Consider the following 17,547-nt stretch of genomic DNA (forward strand, 5'->3'; position numbering starts at 1 on the left):
GTAACTCCCGGGCAGGCGTAGCGTTGGGCAGCGATGACGACGACCCCAGCACCCGGCCCCTTCGACATGCGGGCCGTGCTGCTCTCCGGGTTCCTGCCCGCGGCGCTCTTCGCGATCGGCGAAGGCGCGATCATCCCGATCATCCCGATCGCGGCGAACTCACTCGGCGCGAGCCTCGCGATCGCCGGGTTCGTGGCGTCGCTCATCCTCGTCGGCGAGCTCATCGGCGACGTCCCGTCGGGGGTCGTCGTCGCGCGGATCGGCGAGCGGAACGCGATGATCGGCGCCGCGATGGTGTCCATCGCCGGACTGGTCGTCTGCACCGTCGCGCCGAACCCCCTCGTGCTCGCGGTCGGCGTGTTCCTCGTCGGGGTGTCCACCGCCGTGTTCGCCCTGGCCCGGCACGCCTACATGACCACGGCGATCCCGGTCGCGATCCGGGCCCGTGCCCTGTCGAGCCTCGGGGGCGTCTTCCGCTTCGGCTACTTCGTCGGGCCGTTCATCGCCGCCGGTGTCGTCCACCTGACCGGCACCACGCAGAGCGCGTTCTGGATCCACGTGGTCTGCTGTCTCCTGGCGGCGGTGACCCTGCTCGTCCTCCGTGACCCCGCGACGGGCACGCGCGGTCTCCGGAGGCCGAGCCGAGCCTCCCGTGCGGACGTGCCGGCCACGTTGGAAGGCGAGGAGTTCGTCGAACAGGAGGCGCACGGGCTCTTCCGCACCATCCGCGAGCACCACCGCGTGCTCCTGCGCCTCGGCAGTGGTGCCGGCCTGATCGGCGCCATGCGGGCGGGGCGGCAGGTGATCCTGCCGCTCTGGGCCGTGAGCGTGGGACTCGACGACGCGACCGCCGCCCTGGTGATCGGCATCGCGGGGGCGGTCGACTTCGCGCTCTTCTACACGAGCGGCCAGATCATGGACCGGTGGGGACGACTTGCGAGCGCGCTGCCGTGCATGCTCGGCCTGAGCATCTGCTACTTCCTGCTCGCGTGGAGCGACCACCTGGACGCCAGGGTCGGCTGGTTCATCGCCGTCGCGATGGCCATGTCGCTCGCCAACGGCGTCGGTTCGGGGATCCTGATGACGCTCGGGGCCGACCTCGCACCACGCGACCATCCGGCGCCGTTCCTCGGCGCGTGGCGCTTCACCGGCGACTTCGGGCAGGCCGCAGCGCCGCTCGTCATCTCCGGCATCACGGCGGTGGCGTCGATCGCCATCGCCAGCGGGGTGATGGGCGTGCTCGGGCTCGTCGGTGCGGGGGTCCTGCTGCGGTACGTGCCGCGGTACCTGCCGCGTCGGTTGCGCTGACGGGCGGTGCCGGCGGTAGCGGGGCGGGCGGGGCGGAGCTTCGCACCGTGCGCCGTTGTGGGGAGGATTCTGGCGAGGGCTTCGCACCGTGCGCCGTTGCGGTGCGGGCGGTAGCGGGAACTTCGCACCGTGCGCGATTGGTTTGGCGGCGGCGGTGTTGTGCGCGGTTGACCGCCTGGTGCGCCGAAACAGCGCTGCACCATCCCACTGAACCCGCACCACCGAGCAAGCCCGCACCGTGCGCCGGCAAACCCACCGCCGCCGAATCCCGCACGGTGCGTCGGCGCCCTTCGCACCGTGCGGGGTTGACCGGCCGGCGGCGGCGTGGTGCGCGGTTGACCGCCTGGTGCGCCGAAACAGCGCTGCACCATGCCACTGAACCCGTACCACCGAGCAACCCCGCACCGTGCGCCCGCGGGCCCACCACCGCCCTACCCCGCACCGTGCACCGCAGACCCACCACCGCCGAACCCCGCACCGTGCGCCCGCAGGCCCACCACCGCCGAACCGCACCCCCGGCGGCCGGGTACGCTGTCGGTGCTCGCGGGAGTGGTGGAATCGGTAGACACGCAGGATTTAGGTTCCTGTGCCCCAGGCGTGAGGGTTCGAGTCCCTCCTTCCGCACGGCTCGCTGCGTGCCCCCGCAGATCCCGGAGAGATCCCCCGCCGGAGGGACGGCCTGGCCATGCCCGCACGGTACCCTCATGGTGCGGGTGACCCTCCCGTCCCCGCACTCGCACGTCCGGAAGAAGCATGCACTCCGTCGCACTCGCCCTGATCCCATGGCTGGATCCGCAGTACATCCTCGACCACTTCGGGGCCGTCGCCGTGCTCGTGGTGTGCGCCATCATCTTCGCCGAGACCGGCCTGCTGATCGGGTTCATCTTCCCGGGTGACAGCCTGCTCGTGATCACGGGGCTGTTCGCCTTCGACCGCGGGGGCGCGATCGGCGGCATCCCGGTCTGGGTCGCCGCGCTCATGATCGGCGCCGCGGCGTTCCTCGGCGGAGAGCTCGGGTACTACATCGGCAAGAAGGCCGGACCGCCGATCTTCGAGCGCAAGGAGAGCGGGCTGTTCTCGAAGGAGAACGTCGACCGCACCAACGCGTTCTTCCACCGCTTCGGCCCGCTCGCCGTGATCCTGGCGCGCTTCGTCCCGGTCGTGCGCACGTTCCTGCCGATCGCGGCGGGTGTCGGCCGCATGAACTACAAGAAGTACTCGCTGTACAACGCCATCGGCGCAGTGATCTGGGGCGTCGGTGTGACGTTCCTCGGGTTCTTCCTCGGCTACATCCCGTTCGTCGCCGACCTCGTGCGCAACTACATCGACGTCATCCTGCTCCTCGCGGTCCTCGTCACGGTCATCCCGATGGTCCTGACCTACCTGCGGAACGCCCGCAAGGCGAAGAAGCAGGAGCAGGAGCACCCCGCGACCGACTGAGCGGCGCCACCGCACTCAGCACCACGGAACGGACACAGCACCACGAGCGATCACGGTGTCGTGTCCGTTCCGCGGTTCGGGAGGGTCCGTTCCGCGGTTCCGGAGGGTCCGTTCCGCGGTTCCGGACCCCGAAGCCCCACCACTACCGCGCGGCGAACCACTCCCGCACGACGGGCGCGATCCCGCGGAACGCCTTCGACCGGTGGCTGAGCGCGTTCTTCTCGGCACGCGTCAGTTCGGCGGAGGAGCGGTCCGCATCGTCCGGCTGGAACACCGGGTCGTAGCCGTGCCCACCGGTGCCTCGACGCGACGTCAGCACCTCGCCGTTCCACACCGCCTCGACCACGTGCTCCGTGCCGTCGGGCGTCACGAACGCCGCGGCGCAGACGAACGCCGCGCTCCGCTCGACCACGCCCTCGAGGTTCCGCAGCAGCAGGTCGATGTTGTCCGCGTCGACCCGGGTGCCGGCGTAGCGCGCGGAGTGGATCCCGGGGGCACCGCCGAGGGCGTCCACCGCGATGCCGGAGTCGTCTGCGAGCGCGGGCAACCCCGTGTGCGCGACGGCGGCACGGGCCTTGATGAGCGCGTTCGCCGCGTAGGTGTCGCCGTCCTCGACCGGTTCGGGTCCGTCGTACCCGACGAGCTCGACGCCGCCGAGGGCCTCGCCGAGGATCTCACGGAGCTCGACGACCTTGCCCTGGTTGTGCGTCGCCAGGACGACGGTGCGCTCCGGTTCCGAGACCACCTGACCAGGACCGGCCGCCTCGGTGCGCTTCGTCACGCAAGCCCCAGCGCGGACCGCTGGATCGCCGCGAGCGAGGCGTTCCCCGCCAGGCCGAGGTCGAGCAGCACGTCCAGCTCGTCGCGGTCGAACGGCGCGTGCTCGGCGGTGCCCTGCACCTCGATGAACTTGCCCGAGCCGGTCGTGACGATGTTCATGTCGGTGTCCGCGTTCGAGTCCTCGGTGTAGGCCAGGTCGAGCATCGGCTCGCCGCCGACGATGCCGACCGAGATCGCCTGCACGCTGTCGGTGAGCGGCGTCGCCTTCTTGGCGATGAAGCCCTTGTCGCGGCCCCACTCGATCGCGTCCGCCATCGCGACGTACGCGCCGGTGATCGACGCGGTGCGCGTGCCGCCGTCGGCCTGGAGCACGTCGCAGTCGAGCACGAGGGTGTTCTCCCCGAGGCCCTTCATGTCCACGACCGCGCGCAGCGACCGGCCGATGAGCCGGGAGATCTCGTGGGTCCGGCCGCCGACCTTGCCCTTGATCGACTCGCGCTGCATGCGCTCGTTGGTGGACCGCGGCAGCATCGAGTACTCGGCGGTGACCCAGCCGGACCCCTTGCCGGCCATCCAGCGGGGCACGCCGTTGGTGAAGGACGCGGTGCAGAGCACCTTCGTGTTGCCGAACGAGATGAGCGCGCTGCCCTCGGCCTGGCTGCTCCAGCCCCGTTCGATGGTGACGGGTCGGTGGTCGGTCGCGGCGCGGCCGTCGATGCGGGTGGTCATGGTGTCCTCTCGGTCCGGCCTGGAGGCTCGGTGCGGGTCGGCGGGGATGGTCAGGTGGTCGGGTGGTCCGGTTCAGGACGCGCTGCGGGGCAACGGGATGGCGCCCGTCTGCAGGTGGCCGACGCTCGAGACCTCGGGTCCGAGGAAGCGGCGCGCCAGGCGGATGAAGCCGTTCCGGTCCTCGCCGGTGGCCTCGAACGCGTAGGTCGGCGGCGCGGTGCTCGTGCGTTCGAGCCCGTGCTCGACGAGCCGCCGGTAGACGTCGTTCGCGGTCTCCTCTGCGCTCGACACCAGCGTCACGTCCGGTCCCATCACGTACTGGATCGCGGCCGACATCAGCGGGTAGTGCGTGCAGCCGAGCACGAGCGTGTCGACGTCGGCGTCGCGGATCGGCCCGAGGTACCCGGCCGCGACCTCGCGGAGCTCCGGCGACGAGGTGTCCCCGGCCTCGACGAACTCGACGAACCGCGGGCAGGCGGCGAGGGTCAGCGTGACGTCCGAGGCGACCGCGAATGCGTCCTCGTAGGAGCGCGAGGCGATGGTCCCGACGGTGCCGATCACACCGATGCGTCCGGTCCTGGTCTGCTTCACCGCGGCTCGTGCGGCCGGTTGGATGACTTCGACGACGGGGATGCCGTACGCCTGCTCGTAGCGCTCGCGGGCGTCCCGGAGCACCGCCGAGGACGCCGTGTTGCACGCGATCACCAGCGCCTTCACGCCCTGGTCGACGAGGTCGTCCATCACCTCGAGCGCGTACCGCCGGACGTCGGCGATGGGCTTCGGACCGTACGGCGAGTGCACGGTGTCACCGACGTAGCGGATGCTCTCCCGCGGCAGCTGGTCGATGATCGCGCGAGCGACCGTCAGTCCGCCGACGCCGCTGTCGAAGACTCCGATCGGTGCATCCGTCACGCCACCAGCGTACCGAGGCGAGCCGACGTCCCGACGCAATCCGAGCCTCCCCACCGGCACGGCCGGCCCGCCGCTGGCGCGTCACGCCGGAACCGGCGGCGTGGGCCCACAGACGACAGGGTGACTAGTGTCGAGGAGGTGACCAGCGCGCTCCTGACCGACCAGTACGAACTCACCATGGTCGACGCGGCCCTGAAGGACGGCACCGCCGACCGTCGCTGCGTCTTCGAGGTCTTCACCCGACGGCTGCCGGACGGACGCCGATACGGCGTCGCGGCCGGACTCGGCCGGTTCCTGACCGCCCTGACCGAGTTCCGCTTCGGCGAGGCCGAGATCGGGTTCCTGCGCGACCGGGGCGTCATCGACGGCGACACCGCGTCCTGGCTCGCCGACTACCGGTTCACCGGTGACGTCCGGGCGTACCGCGAGGGCGAGGTCTTCTTCCCGAACTCCCCCGTCCTCCAGATCGAGGGCACGTTCGCCGAGGCGGTCGTCCTCGAGACCCTCGCCCTGTCGACGTTCAACGCCGACTCGGCGATCGCGTCCGCGGCGGCGCGCATGGTGTCCGCGGCGGACCAGCGCCCGCTGGCCGAGATGGGCTCACGGCGCACCGGCGAGTGGAACGCGGTCGCCGCCGCCCGTGCGGCGTACATCGCCGGGTTCGGTGCCACGAGCAACCTCGAGGCCGGACGGACCTGGGGCATCCCCACCATGGGCACGGCGGCGCACGCGTTCACGTTGCTGCACGACTCGGAGGAAGCGGCCTTCCGCTCCCAGCTCGACGCGCTCGGCGACGGGACCACGCTGCTCGTCGACACCTACGACATCGAAGCCGCCGTCGACACCGCGGTGCGCCTGACGAACGGCCGACTCGGCGCGGTCCGCATCGACAGCGGCGACCTGCCGTCCGTCGTCGCGAGCGTCCGCGCGCAGCTCGACCGTCTCGGGGCTACGAACACGAAGATCACCGTGACGAACGACCTCGACGAGTACACGATCGCCGCGCTCCGAGCCGCACCGGTCGACTCCTACGGCGTGGGGACCTCTGTCGTGTCCGGCTCGGGGCACCCGGCGGCGAGCATGGTGTTCAAGCTCGTCGCGCACCGGACCGACGGCGACGAGTGGGTCCCCGTCGCGAAGAAGTCCGCGGACAAGGTCTCGGTCGGTGGCCGGAAGGAAGCCGGTCGTCGACTCCGGAACGGCATCGCGACGGCCGAGGTCGTGCACACCCAGGGATCCGTGGGCGGCGACGAGCGATCGCTCCTGGTGCCCGTCGTCACGCACGGCGAGGTTGACCCGGCGTTCCTCGGGGCGCGCGGGGTCGAGGCCGCACGGGCGCACCACCGAGGCGCGAAGGCCGAGCTGCCGGTGGACGCGGAGCGCATCGGGCGCGGGGATCCGGCGATCCCCACGCTCATCGTCTGAGGGCTGCTACTCGGCCTTCATCTTCTCGTAGATGGCCTTGCAGTCCGGGCAGACCGGGAACTTCTCCGGGTCGCGGCCGGGGATCCACTTCTTGCCGCACAGGGCCTTCACCGGCTTGCCGCTCAGGGCGGACTGCAGGATCTTGTCCTTCTTGACGTAGTGCGAGAACCGCTCGTGGTCGCCCGGCTCGATCGCCTCTTCTTCGAGGAGCTTCTCGAGCTCGCGGTCCATCACGTCGAGTCCGCCGCCGCCCGGTTCCGTCATGCTCATGGGTCAAGGGTACGTCGTCGTGGCGGGGTCGTGCACGGGGCGCGTACACGGGGTCCGTCAGGGGTTGAGCGCTGCGCTGCGGCGCTGCGGCGCAGCGGCGTTGCTGCGTTGCTGCGTTCCCGAGCCGCGCCGCGTCGCGCCGCTAGTTGCGCTGCGCCGCCGCGAGCAGGTCCGGCCCGTGTCGGTCGAAGAGCCGACCTCCCACGAGCACCCCGAGCCCGAGGACGACGACGCCCACCGCCGCCCCGACCACCAGCGTCAGCACGGACCACGGGTGGGGTCCGTCCGTCAGCGCGAGCACGGCGAGCCATGCAGCCGGGATCGAGAACACCACGATGCCGATGATCGTCGTGGACTGCGACACCGTGGAGACGACCCCGGCGGCCTGCGGCTGCTGGAACGTCCCGTCACCGGGCCGCACCGTCGGGTACGGGAGCAGGACCGACACGACACTCGAGATGCCGAGCCCCGCGAAGAGCGCACTCACGCACACCCCGACCAGGACCGGGAACACCGACCAGTCGCCGAACAGCCACGCCGACAGCGCGGCTCCGGCAACGATCGCGGGAGTCCCGACCGCGATGACCGGGGTCAGACGCCCGAGGCGGTCACTCCACCCGGGCGCCCCCGACGCGACGTGCAACCACACCGCCGTGTTGTCGTACGAGACGTCGTTGTGCGGGAGGAACCCGGCGATGACGGCCATCAGCGGCAGCGGGACGAGTGCCGTCCAGTGCCACGGCACGCCAGCCACGCCGAGCGGGACGACGACGATCGGGACGAACACCAGGATCAGGTACGAGGTCCGGTACCGCGGGTCCCGACCCCAGTAGGTCAGCGCGCGAGCCGCGACGGCCCCGAGCGGCGTTGCGCCGAGGCGGTCGAACCACCCGAGCGTGCGGTAGCGGCGAACGGAGGTGCGGTCGTCCACGGTGACGAGCATGCGGCCGACCAGACCCCACCACGCCAGCGACAGGAGGCCGAGCACCACGAGGGCCTCGAGCAGCTTCAGCAGCCCGGCCCCGACGTGCCCGGCCGCGACGTCGGCCGGTACCGCCCACGCGGCACCCCACGGGGTCCACCCGGCGACGTCGGCGATGCGCTGCAGTTCGGCGCTCTCCGGGTCGAGCCAGGACGCGCCCGCGAGCAGGGACACGGTCGGGACGAGGAGCACCGCGACCACCAGGGTGACGACCCATCCGGCGTCCCGCGTCGGACGGTGCGACCCGAACACCCAGGCGCCGACCGTGCTCCCGACGCGCACGAGCAGCCCGCACGTGGCGATGACGACGAGCGCCGTGACGACCCCGAGGACTCCGGAGCCTGCGCCGCGCATCCATGCGACGGACTGGGACACGGCGACGACCGCCACGGCGACGACCGGGACGCCCACGAGCCCGGCGACGCCGAGCCCGACGGCGAGGTCCTTCCGGGACACACCGAACACCGCGAAGCGCCGCGGGTCGAACTGGTCCGCACCGCCGAGGGCGAGCGGGATGATCGTGAACCCGACCGTGACGAGCGTCCCGACCGGCACGATGACGGCCCGGGCGGTGTCGACGTCGGCGGACCGCAGCGCGGCGAACGCGATCGCGACGAGCACCGCGGCGACGAGACCGGCGAGGCTCCCGACGACGACGAGCACGGATCGTCGCGCTCCCCCGCGGACCTCCCCCGCGAGCAGGTCGGCCCTCAGCCGGAGAAGCTGTGCAACCATTCCATGCTCTCCGCGACGACGCGGCCACCCGCGAGTTCGACGAACTTGTCCTCGAGGCTCCGGCGTCCTCGGACCTGCGCCATGGTGCCGGATGCCAGCACCTTGCCGCCGACGATGATCGCGACCGAGTCGCAGGTCCGCTGCACGAGTTCCATCGAGTGGCTCGACAGCACGACGGTGCCGCCGCCCTGCGTGTACCGCCGGAGGATCTCGGTGATGGTGGTGGCGCTCACCGGGTCGACGGATTCGAACGGTTCGTCGAGCACCAGCACGCGCGGGGAGTGGATGAGGGTCGCGGCGAGGGCGATCTTCTTCGCCATGCCGACGGAGTAGTCGGCGACCGGTCGGCCGAGCGCGTCCCCGAGCCCGAACGCCTCTGCCAGGTCTGCGCTCCGCGACCGGGCGGTCTTGCCGTCGAGTCCGCGGAGCGTCGCCGAGTAGAAGAGCAGCTGCGCGCCGGTGAGCCGGTCGAACAGGCGGAGGCGGTCCGGGAGGACGCCCATGCTGCGCTTCGCCGCGGCCGGGTCGGCCCAGACGTCGTGGTCGAGCACGGTGGCCGTTCCGGCGTCCGGACGCAGCAGACCGGTCAGCATCGAGAGCGTGGTGGTCTTGCCGGCGCCGTTCGGTCCGACGACGCCGAAGAGGGACCCCTGTCGGATCTCGAGGTCGACCTCGTCGGCGGCGAGGGTCTGGCCGTAGCGCTTCACCAGCCCGCTCGCGCGCAGGACGACGGGCTGCTGCTGCGCCGGCGCGGCGCCGGTACCGCGCTTCGCCGCCGGGGTGCGCTTCTTGCTGGTCACCTTGGCCTCCGACCGGACGGGAGGCACGGCCTCCGTGGTCGTGTCGGCCGCCGCCCGTGTCGTGGTCGGCGCCGGGTCCGTCGCTGGCGCGCGCGTGTCGGTCCGGTCCTGTGGTTCCACTGCGGCGGCGCCCTGCGGGCGTGTCGCTCGCTTCGGACGCTTCGCCCGGGGCTTCTTCACACCGGCGGTCCCGGTGCCGCTCTTCGAGGTCGTGGTCGACGGTGCAGCTGCCGGCAGGACGCCGTTCCCCGCGTCGTGTTCGTCGACCACGGCGGTGCCCGGTGCACCGGCGTCCGTGGTCGTCGTGTCCTCGCTCACACCATCCCGGTCAGGGCGGTCGTCCGCATCACTGTCCCCCGCGTCGTCCGCGAGCGAGTCGTCCTCGCCCGCCGTGTCGTCGTGCTGGTCCGCGTCGTCCGAGGCCCAGTCTGCCTCGTCGTCGAGCGCGGTCGTCTCGGTCAACCAGTCAGCGTCGGACGTCGCGTACACGTCGTCCTGGTCCCCTGCTGCTGCCGCCACCCGCCAACCGTACCAACGTGCTCACGACATCGGGGACCGCAGCCGCGCACCGTGTCCGAATCGATCCCGTCGTCGCACGGTCCACCCGGTGAGTGTCACGAAACGGCTACGAAGGCGTCCAGGATGTACCCCACCGGGGGGACGATCCGTATCATTCACCAGGGCACGACGGAGTGTTCACCAGTTGGAAACCTGCTCGGACCCGGCGCTCGACGGGTCGTGACGACGCGAAACGCGCCCGTGACGGCTCTCGGCTGATTCGGATGCACTGCGAGCAGACTCGACGAGGCCCGCCCGTGCCCCAGGGCGCGCGGGCGGACACCGGAAGGGACCACCATGACCACGCAGATCGTCATCCTCGCAGCGGGGATGGGCAGCCGCCTCGGGCGCAGCCTGCCGAAGCCGCTCACCGAACTCAGCGACGGCCGCACCATCATGCAGCAGCAGTTCGAGAACATCCGCGCCGCGTTCGGCTCGAGCGCGAAGATCACGGTCGTCGTCGGCTACAAGTCGGAGTACATCGTCGAGGCCTTCCCCGAGGCGTCCTTCGTCTACAACGAGTCGTACGACTCCACGAACACCTCCAAGAGCCTGCTTCGCGCCCTCAAGGCGACGGGCAAGGGCGGCGTGCTCTGGATGAACGGCGACGTCGTCTTCGATCCCCGCGCGCTCGTGCGGGCCGCGGACATGATGGACCAGGACCGCTCGTTCGTCAGCGTCAACACCGAGAAGGTGTCCGACGAAGAGGTCAAGTACACCGTCGACGCCGAGGGCTTCATCGACAAGCTGTCGAAGAAGGTCGTCGGAGGGCTCGGCGAAGCCGTCGGCATCAACTACGTGTCCGCGGCCGACAAGCAGACGCTCATCCACCACCTCGGCCGGGTCGACGACCAGGAGTACTTCGAGGGCGGCATCGAGGCTGCCATCGGCGAGGACGGGCTACGCTGGACGCCCATCGACATCTCCGACCTCTACGCGGTCGAGATCGACTTCGCCGAAGACCTCGAGCGCGCGAACAACCTGTTCGCCTGAGCCGCCGGTACCCTCTCGGCAGACCCGGCCGGAAGGACCCCATGACGTCAGCGAGCGCGCCGACCGCGACCGTCGCCGCTGCTCCGGCAGCGACACGGAGTGCCGGTCGGCGCTACCGCCAGGCGCTCTGGCTGCTGACGAAGCGCGACCTGCGCGTCCGGTACTCGACCTCGGCGCTCGGGTACGTCTGGTCGATCCTCGACCCGCTGGTGATGTCGGCGATCTACTGGTTCGTCTTCACGCAGGTCTTCCATCGCGGCTCGGTGGGTGAGAAGCCGTACATCGTCTTCCTGCTCACCGCGCTCCTGCCGTGGATGTGGTTCACCGGAGCGGTCTCCGACTCGACCAGGGCGTTCATCAAGGAGTCGAAGCTCATCCGCTCGACGACGATCCCGCGGAGCATCTGGGTCGCCCGGATCGACGCCTCGAAGGGCATCGAGTTCCTGCTGAGCATCCCCGTGCTCGCCGTCTTCGTCATCGCGACCGGTGCGCACGTGCACTGGCAGGTGGTGTTCTACCCCCTCGCGATCGTGCTGCAGTGTGCCCTGGTCTACGGCCTCGGGCTCATCGTGGCGCCGCTCGTGGTCTTCTTCCGCGATCTCGAACGCGCCGTCAAGCTCGTCCTGCGCTTCGCGTTCTACGCGTCACCGATCATCTACGCGACGAACGCGCTGCCGGAGTCGCTGCACGACATCGCGGCGCTCAACCCGCTCACCGGGATCTTCGGCCTCTACCGCTCGGCGTTCTTCCCCAAGCAGCTCGACTGGTTCGACGTCCTGGTGTCCGTGGTGATCACCGCGATCGTCCTCGTCGTCGGCCTCACGGTGTTCCGACGCAGCGAGCACCGCGTCCTCAAGGAGCTGTGATGACCGCGACCCAGCCCACCGACCGGGCCCGTACCGACACCCCCGTCATCGGGGTGCACGACGCCGGCATCCGGTTCAAGCGCAACCGGCGCGCGAGCCGCAGCTTCAAGGACCTCTTCGCCGGCAAGCAGCGTCGCGGTCGCGGCGACGAGTTCTGGGCGCTACGCCACGTCTCGTTCGACGTCGCTCCCGGCGAGGCCATCGGTGTCGTCGGGCGGAACGGCCAGGGCAAGTCCACGCTGCTCAAGCTGGTCGCGCAGGTCATGCTGCCGGACGAGGGGCGCGTGCAGGTCGGCGCGGGTGTCGCGCCGCTCATCGAGATCACCGGCGGCTTCGTCGGTGACCTCACCGTGCGCGACAACGTGTTCCTCACCGCGGGGCTGCACGGGATGTCCCGCGCGGAGATCCGTGCCGACTTCGACGAGATCATCGACTTCGCCGAGATCGGCGACTTCGTGGACACCCCGTACAAGCACCTCTCGAGCGGGATGAAGGTCCGGATCGCCTTCGCCGTCATCTCCCGACTCGACGAGCCGGTGATCCTCGTCGACGAGGTCCTCGCGGTGGGCGACAAGGCGTTCCGCGAGAAGTGCTACCGGCGGATCGAGGAGCTCCTCGCCGGCGGTCGGACCCTGTTCTTCGTCTCCCACAGCGACAAGGACCTCCGGCGCTTCTGCCAGCGCGGCCTCTACCTCGACAAGGGGCAGCTGCAGTTCGACGGCCCCATCGACGAGGCCCTCGCGCGGTACTCCGCCGACTACGGCATCTGAGCCGGCGGCGGAGCCCCTCTCCCCAACAACCCGGTCACCCCGCGTCCCGCTCCACAGCCCAGGGGCCCCACCGGGCAACCAGGGGCCCCAACGTCGGCCCCTCCCCCTACCGTTTCCCCCATGCACGCCCCACCAACCGCCTACGCTGTCCCGTTCGCCGTCGACCGCACCCATGCGCCCCGACGCTACGACCTCACCAACATGTCCTCCGAACCGGTCGACGGGTTGAGTCTCACCCACCTCGGCACCGGCTACTGCCCACCCCTCGCGGTGCGCCGACTCGAGCCCGGCCGCAGCATCGGGATCGCCGTCTTCGGCGTCGATCCCGAAGCCACCGGCGTCGTCATCGTCCGCTGGCGACGACCGGACCACTCCGAGTACCTCTGGCGGATGTCCCTGGTCGGCCCCGGTCTCGCGCCGTAGCCGGCCGGCGCGTCAGCGGCCCCGGTGTTCCTCGGCCGCCCGGTGCCAGCGTGCGACGAGTCCGTCGATCGCGTCGTGGAACCGGGCGGTCGCGACACCGGGCGTCGTGTCCCCGAAGTACCGCTCCACCCAGTGCCGCAGCGCCGCGAGTTCGGCTTCGTCGTGTGCGGCGGCGTCGACCCGCGCGACGACGTCCTGCGCGTCCCCAGCGGTGAGCCAGTTCGCCGCAGCCAGGTACCCGCGCTCGTCGACGTCCGCCTCGGTCGCGACCGGTCGGGTCACGATGAGGGGCTTCCCGACGGCGAGCCGGTCGTAGATCATGGCGCTGATGTCGGTGATCGCGACGTCGGCGTCGGCGAGCTGCCAGCCGAGTTCCGGGCCGTCGTCGTACACGTGGTGAGCGTCGGGGTCCGCGGCGTTCGCGGCGGCGATCGCGGCGACGATCTGCTCGTGCGCCGCGCGGTACTGCTCGTCGAGGACGCCGCTCCTGGGGTGCGGCCGGTAGACCAGGCGGTGCCGCGCCGACGCCAGGACACGCTCCGCGATGGTGGTGCCGTGGCTGGCGATCGACCCGTAGGCCGCCGCCGCGCGGTCGCCCTCCCACGTCGGCGCGTAGAGCACGACGGTGCGGTCGTCCGCCGGGTACGGCGCCGCTCCGGCGAAGTGGTCCGCCTGCGGTCGGCCGATCGCGATGGTCCTGGCGTCGAGGTCGAAGTCCCACAGCGCTTCGGCGAGCCGGTCACGGGCGGCGTCCCCGGCGATGAGCGCGAAGTCGTACGCCTTGAACTGGTTCGTCGTCATGTACATCTTGTCGCTCTCGCCGTGGTTGACGAAGACGTGCCACATGCGCCCGTACCGCATCATCTGGAAGTTGCGGGCGTTCTGGTTGACGTACAGCACGATCTTCGGCGCCTGCTCGTCGACGAAGCGCTCGAGGTCGACGACCTGGCGGGCGTACACGGCGGTGACGGGGGCCTCGTCGAGGAGCGTGAGCATCGTGCCCGGGTTCCGCGAGACGATCGCGACCGGGTGCGTCCGGGACAGCTCGGCGAGCGGCGCGTACCACTGGCGCACCTGGTACATGTTGACGGGCCCGTCGGCGAAGTACACCGCGATCTCGACGCTCCCCGGCTCGAGGCGCGGCTGTGCGGCCAGCCGGCGGGCGAGGTCACGTCGGTTGCGCCGCGAAGTCAGGAGTCGGCGGGCCAGTCGGATCGCCGTGCGTGCGTCGCTGATGATCGACATGGGGCGTCTCCTCGTTTCGGTGACCTGGGCAGGTCAGGGTCCGGTCGGGTTCGTGGTGCTCGGCTCGCCGCGGCGAACGGTCAGACGACGGGAGGACGCCCCGCCAGGGTCATCCGTCCGATGGTCAACCACCCCATCGTGCGGGAGGGACCGCAGTCCGTCGTCCATCCCTCGCGGATGCCGGCGAACCAGGTGCGCAGGCGGGCCGGGTGCCGCCACCAGCGAGCGACCTGGATCGCTGCCCACGACCCGACGTACACCGGTCGGAGCGGCGCCGGGAGGTTGCGGCGGGCGAGCCAGACCCGGTTCCTGGCGTTGAGGCGGTAGTACTCGGCGTGCCGCGCGGGGTCGATCGCCGGGTGGTTCGCGACGAGGTCACCGGCGTACCAGGTCCGTCGTCCGGCGTCCCAGACCCGCCATGCGAGCTCGATGCCCTCGTGCGCGTAGAAGTACGGGGCACCCCAGCCGCCGACCACGCGGTAGACGTCCATCGGCAGCACCACGGCACCCTCCCACACGGAGAAGACCGGGGAGGACTCGGCCGCGTCGCCCTTGCGGATCCGCGGGACCCATCGCGTGGGGTTGGCGGCCCCCGTCGGGTCGACGACGCGGGGCTGGACGAGGCCGAGCGACGGATCACGCTCGAACAGCCCCACGGCCTCCGACAGGAAGGTCTCGGACGGCACGGACGCGTCATCGTCGAGGAAGAACACGTAGTCCCCGTCGACCACCTCGGCGCCGGCGTTGCGGCCCGCCGGGATCCCGACGTTCTCCGGCAGCGCAAGCGCACGGACGCCCTCCGGCAGGCCGGACGGTTCCCAGCCGTTCCCCACGCAGACGACGTCCAGGTCGACGCCCTGCTGGGCGAGGACGCTCTCGAGCCCGTGCCGCAGCGCCTCGGGACGCGTGCCCTGGGTCAGGCTCACGACGGCGATCCGTGGCCGGGACCGCCGTGGGACGCCGTGCCGGCGGGAGGTACCCGGGGTCACGCGCGCACCCGCTTCGACGAGATGATGGCGACGAAGTGGCCGAAGGTGGCGACGACCGCGAGCGGGAGCAGGGCGCCGACGAGGATCCGGTCGGCGAGCGGGTGTCCGATGACCAGACCGATCAGCGCGAAGACGAATGCGAGCATCGACAGTTCGACCGAGTGGTACAGGCGGTGGAACGGCAGGAACCGCGCGACCCTGCGCAGCGACGCCAGCCGACGACCGGACGGAGCGGTGGACGCGTCGCGACGGTCGACGAGCTTCTCCAGGCCGGAGTTCGCACGGGCAACGTGCACCATGTCGTTGAGCGCCTTGTTGAGCACGATGACCAGACCGAGCGCGCAGCCGATCGTCGTCCACATCCAGTCCGCCCCGTGGATCGGCCACGTGGCCGCACGGACGCCGAGCGCGATCGGGATGAACCCCTCGGTCGTGTAGTGGCCGACCTTGTCGAGGAAGACCCCGGCCGGCGAGCGCGTCCCCCGCCAGCGTGCGACCTCGCCGTCGCAGCAGTCGACGAGCATCTGGAGCTGGCCGAGCACGAGGGCGAGCGCCGCGCCCCAGATCCCCGGGATGAGCAGCGCGGCCGCGACCGACCAACCGACGAGGATCATCAGACCGGTCACCTGGTTGGCGCTGATCCGGGTCTTCAGCAGGACCCAGGTCAGGTACGGCGACACGTCGCGGAGGTACAGCGACGCGGTCCAGTGCTCGGCGTTCGCGCGCGAGCGGACCTCGTCGGGCTGGGCGACGGCGCGGAGCTCGGCGATCGACGTCGGGTGCTCGTAGCCGCGCTCGGCGGGCTGGTGGTCGGTCATGCGGTCACCGTCCGGTGTGGGTGGTCAGCTCGGAGGTCCGAGTCAGGAACCCGACGATGAACCCGACCCCCCAGCCGATGTGGATGCACGGCAGCACGACGAGCAGCCACGCCCGGGTCGCCGTGTCGGATCGTCGTGACACCGCGAGGGCACCGACGACGACGAAGAGCAGGTAGACGGCGGGGACGACGAACCCGAGCAGGGCCCATGCCGCGCCGCTGTGCAGGGCGGCTCCGACGATGCCGACGATCCCCGCGACGATGCCGAGGCCGAGGCCGGCGACCATGGCGGGTGGGACGAAGTAGCGGATGCCGTTGCCCGAGGGGAAGCGCCGTGCGAGCTCACCGCGCCACAGTCCGGTGGCGACGAACTGCCGGACGAGGCGCTTCAAGCTCGGCCGCGGTCGGTATGTCACGACGAGTTCCGGCGTGAACCAGACCGTCCCGCCCGTGGTGCGCAGTCGCCGGTTCAGCTCCCAGTCCTGGCCGCGCTTGATGCCCTCGTCGAAGAGCCCGACCGCGAACAACCGGTCGCGCCGGAACACACCGAGGTACGCCGTCTCCGCCGGTCCGGCCTGTCCACCCACGTGGTGCGGGGTCCCGCCGAGGCCGACACGGCTGCCGTAGGCGAGGGCGACCGCCTTCTCGAACGGGGTGCGACCCTCGGCGCGCATGATGCCACCGACGTTGTCGGCCCCGGACTCCTGCAGCGTGCGGACCGCGATCCTCGTGTAGTCGCGTGGGAGCACCGAGTGCGCGTCGACGCGGACGACGATCGGGTGCTCGGAGGCCCGGATGGCGACGTTCAGTCCCGCTGGCGTCGAACCGACCGCGTTCTCGACGGCGCGGATCCGTGGATCAGCCGCACTCATCTCCGCGACGAGCTCGTTCGTGCCGTCGATCGACGGGCCGAGCGCGAGGACGACCTCGAACGGCCCCTCGTAGTCCTGGTCGAGGAGACTCGCGACCGCCGCGCGGACCTCGGTCACCTCGTTGAGGACGGGCATCACGTACGAGACGCCCGGCAGGGGCTGTCCGTCTGTCTGCATGCGTTCCTCGGGGTCCTGGCGGTGAGCGACCTGCAGCCTATCAAGGCCCCGAGCCCCGCACCTGCGCCAGCGCCCGCGCCCCGCAACCGCCCGCGCTCTCGCCGAGCGGGCGGTATGCCACGGTCCCCCGGACCCCCGACCCCGGCATTTCGCCCGCTCGACCCCGGCGCGCGACCGGTGGACCCCGCGTCGCTGCGCGAGCGGGCACATCCGCCGGGTCGGGACCGGGAACGACCCCGGCATCCCGCCCGCTCGACCATCGCGGCGCCGCAACACCCGAGGCCACCCGCTCGCGTCGCTCCACGAGCGGGCACATCCGCCGAGTCGGTACCGGGCACGACCCCGGCATTCCGCCTGCTCGACCGCGGCGCCGCAGCCGAGGCCACCCGCCCGCGTCGCTCCACGAGCGGGCACATCCGCCGAGTCGGTACCGGGCACGACCCCGGCATTCCGCCC

General features: G+C 71.2%; 17 protein-coding genes and 1 tRNA gene. 8 read left to right on the forward strand and 10 right to left on the reverse strand.

The window, feature by feature from the left end:
* The first annotated feature begins 33 nt into the window (after window positions 1–33).
* The 3 genes from FS641_RS12910 (at window position 34) to FS641_RS12920 (ending at window position 2,748) form a co-directional block, all read left to right on the forward strand.
* Complete coding sequence (locus FS641_RS12910; RefSeq protein WP_144764402.1) at window positions 34–1,308, forward strand: MFS transporter; 1,275 nt, start codon at window positions 34–36, stop codon at window positions 1,306–1,308.
* Between the two features lie 543 nt (window positions 1,309–1,851).
* Window positions 1,852–1,932 (forward strand) — tRNA-Leu (locus tag FS641_RS12915).
* A 129-nt stretch (window positions 1,933–2,061) separates the two neighbouring features.
* Complete coding sequence (locus tag FS641_RS12920) at window positions 2,062–2,748, forward strand: DedA family protein (protein ID WP_144764404.1); 687 nt, start codon at window positions 2,062–2,064, stop codon at window positions 2,746–2,748.
* Window positions 2,749–2,890: 142 nt separating this feature from the next.
* On the opposite strand, the gene rdgB is transcribed toward FS641_RS12920, so the two are convergent.
* From rdgB to murI, 3 genes are all read right to left on the reverse strand, one after another.
* The gene (rdgB, locus tag FS641_RS12925) at window positions 2,891–3,529 is read right to left on the reverse strand and encodes an RdgB/HAM1 family non-canonical purine NTP pyrophosphatase (RefSeq protein WP_260855816.1); all 639 of its coding nucleotides are present in this window, start codon (window positions 3,527–3,529) and stop codon (window positions 2,891–2,893) included.
* Complete coding sequence (gene rph / locus FS641_RS12930) at window positions 3,526–4,257, reverse strand: ribonuclease PH (RefSeq protein ID WP_144764406.1); 732 nt, start codon at window positions 4,255–4,257, stop codon at window positions 3,526–3,528. The genes rdgB and rph overlap by 4 nt, the downstream gene beginning before the upstream one ends.
* A gap of 72 nt (window positions 4,258–4,329) precedes the next feature.
* A complete protein-coding gene (gene murI / locus FS641_RS12935; RefSeq protein ID WP_144764408.1) occupies window positions 4,330–5,169 on the reverse strand; it encodes a glutamate racemase in 840 nt (279 codons plus the stop codon).
* Window positions 5,170–5,289: 120 nt separating this feature from the next.
* Between murI and FS641_RS12940 the strand changes: the two genes are divergently transcribed.
* Window positions 5,290–6,594 (forward strand): nicotinate phosphoribosyltransferase, encoded by a 1,305-nt coding sequence (locus FS641_RS12940; protein ID WP_144764410.1) that lies wholly within the window; start codon window positions 5,290–5,292, stop codon window positions 6,592–6,594.
* Window positions 6,595–6,600: 6 nt separating this feature from the next.
* On the opposite strand, the gene FS641_RS12945 is transcribed toward FS641_RS12940, so the two are convergent.
* The 3 genes from FS641_RS12945 to FS641_RS12955 all read right to left on the reverse strand — a co-directional run bounded on the left by FS641_RS12945 (window position 6,601) and on the right by FS641_RS12955 (window position 9,900).
* Window positions 6,601–6,864 (reverse strand): DUF3039 domain-containing protein, encoded by a 264-nt coding sequence (locus tag FS641_RS12945; protein ID WP_071299074.1) that lies wholly within the window; start codon window positions 6,862–6,864, stop codon window positions 6,601–6,603.
* A 142-nt stretch (window positions 6,865–7,006) separates the two neighbouring features.
* Window positions 7,007–8,581, reverse strand: coding sequence for an ABC transporter permease (locus FS641_RS12950; RefSeq protein WP_186317748.1), 1,575 nt, complete (start codon window positions 8,579–8,581; stop codon window positions 7,007–7,009).
* Window positions 8,557–9,900 (reverse strand): ABC transporter ATP-binding protein, encoded by a 1,344-nt coding sequence (locus FS641_RS12955; RefSeq protein ID WP_260855817.1) that lies wholly within the window; start codon window positions 9,898–9,900, stop codon window positions 8,557–8,559. The genes FS641_RS12950 and FS641_RS12955 overlap by 25 nt, the downstream gene beginning before the upstream one ends.
* 336 nt (window positions 9,901–10,236) lie before the next feature.
* On the opposite strand from FS641_RS12955, the gene FS641_RS12960 reads away from it, so the two are divergent.
* From FS641_RS12960 to FS641_RS12975, 4 genes are all read left to right on the forward strand, one after another.
* Window positions 10,237–10,932 (forward strand): NTP transferase domain-containing protein, encoded by a 696-nt coding sequence (locus FS641_RS12960; RefSeq protein ID WP_144764414.1) that lies wholly within the window; start codon window positions 10,237–10,239, stop codon window positions 10,930–10,932.
* Window positions 10,933–10,973: 41 nt separating this feature from the next.
* On the forward strand, window positions 10,974–11,798 hold the full coding sequence (locus FS641_RS12965; protein WP_144764416.1) for an ABC transporter permease: 825 nt from the start codon (window positions 10,974–10,976) through the stop codon (window positions 11,796–11,798).
* Entirely contained in the window at window positions 11,798–12,568 is a 771-nt protein-coding gene (locus tag FS641_RS12970; RefSeq protein WP_144764418.1) for an ABC transporter ATP-binding protein, read from the forward strand. The genes FS641_RS12965 and FS641_RS12970 overlap by 1 nt, the downstream gene beginning before the upstream one ends.
* Before the next feature lie 120 nt (window positions 12,569–12,688).
* A complete protein-coding gene (locus FS641_RS12975; RefSeq protein WP_144764420.1) occupies window positions 12,689–12,991 on the forward strand; it encodes a hypothetical protein in 303 nt (100 codons plus the stop codon).
* A gap of 12 nt (window positions 12,992–13,003) precedes the next feature.
* On the opposite strand, the gene FS641_RS12980 is transcribed toward FS641_RS12975, so the two are convergent.
* The 4 genes from FS641_RS12980 to FS641_RS12995 all read right to left on the reverse strand — a co-directional run bounded on the left by FS641_RS12980 (window position 13,004) and on the right by FS641_RS12995 (window position 17,091).
* Window positions 13,004–14,236, reverse strand: a complete 1,233-nt coding sequence (locus FS641_RS12980; RefSeq protein ID WP_144764422.1) for a CDP-glycerol glycerophosphotransferase family protein — start codon at window positions 14,234–14,236, stop codon at window positions 13,004–13,006.
* Window positions 14,237–14,316: 80 nt separating this feature from the next.
* Window positions 14,317–15,162, reverse strand: coding sequence for a glycosyltransferase family 2 protein (locus FS641_RS12985; protein ID WP_395879529.1), 846 nt, complete (start codon window positions 15,160–15,162; stop codon window positions 14,317–14,319).
* A gap of 59 nt (window positions 15,163–15,221) precedes the next feature.
* A complete protein-coding gene (locus FS641_RS12990) occupies window positions 15,222–16,043 on the reverse strand; it encodes a CDP-alcohol phosphatidyltransferase family protein (RefSeq protein ID WP_144764425.1) in 822 nt (273 codons plus the stop codon).
* A 4-nt stretch (window positions 16,044–16,047) separates the two neighbouring features.
* A complete protein-coding gene (locus FS641_RS12995) occupies window positions 16,048–17,091 on the reverse strand; it encodes a glycosyltransferase family 2 protein (RefSeq protein WP_144764427.1) in 1,044 nt (347 codons plus the stop codon).
* Between the last annotated feature and the right edge of the window lie 456 nt (window positions 17,092–17,547).

Origin of the sequence: Curtobacterium sp. 9128, from assembly GCF_007673775.1 — a bacterium.
In the GTDB taxonomy this organism is placed as follows: domain Bacteria; phylum Actinomycetota; class Actinomycetes; order Actinomycetales; family Microbacteriaceae; genus Curtobacterium.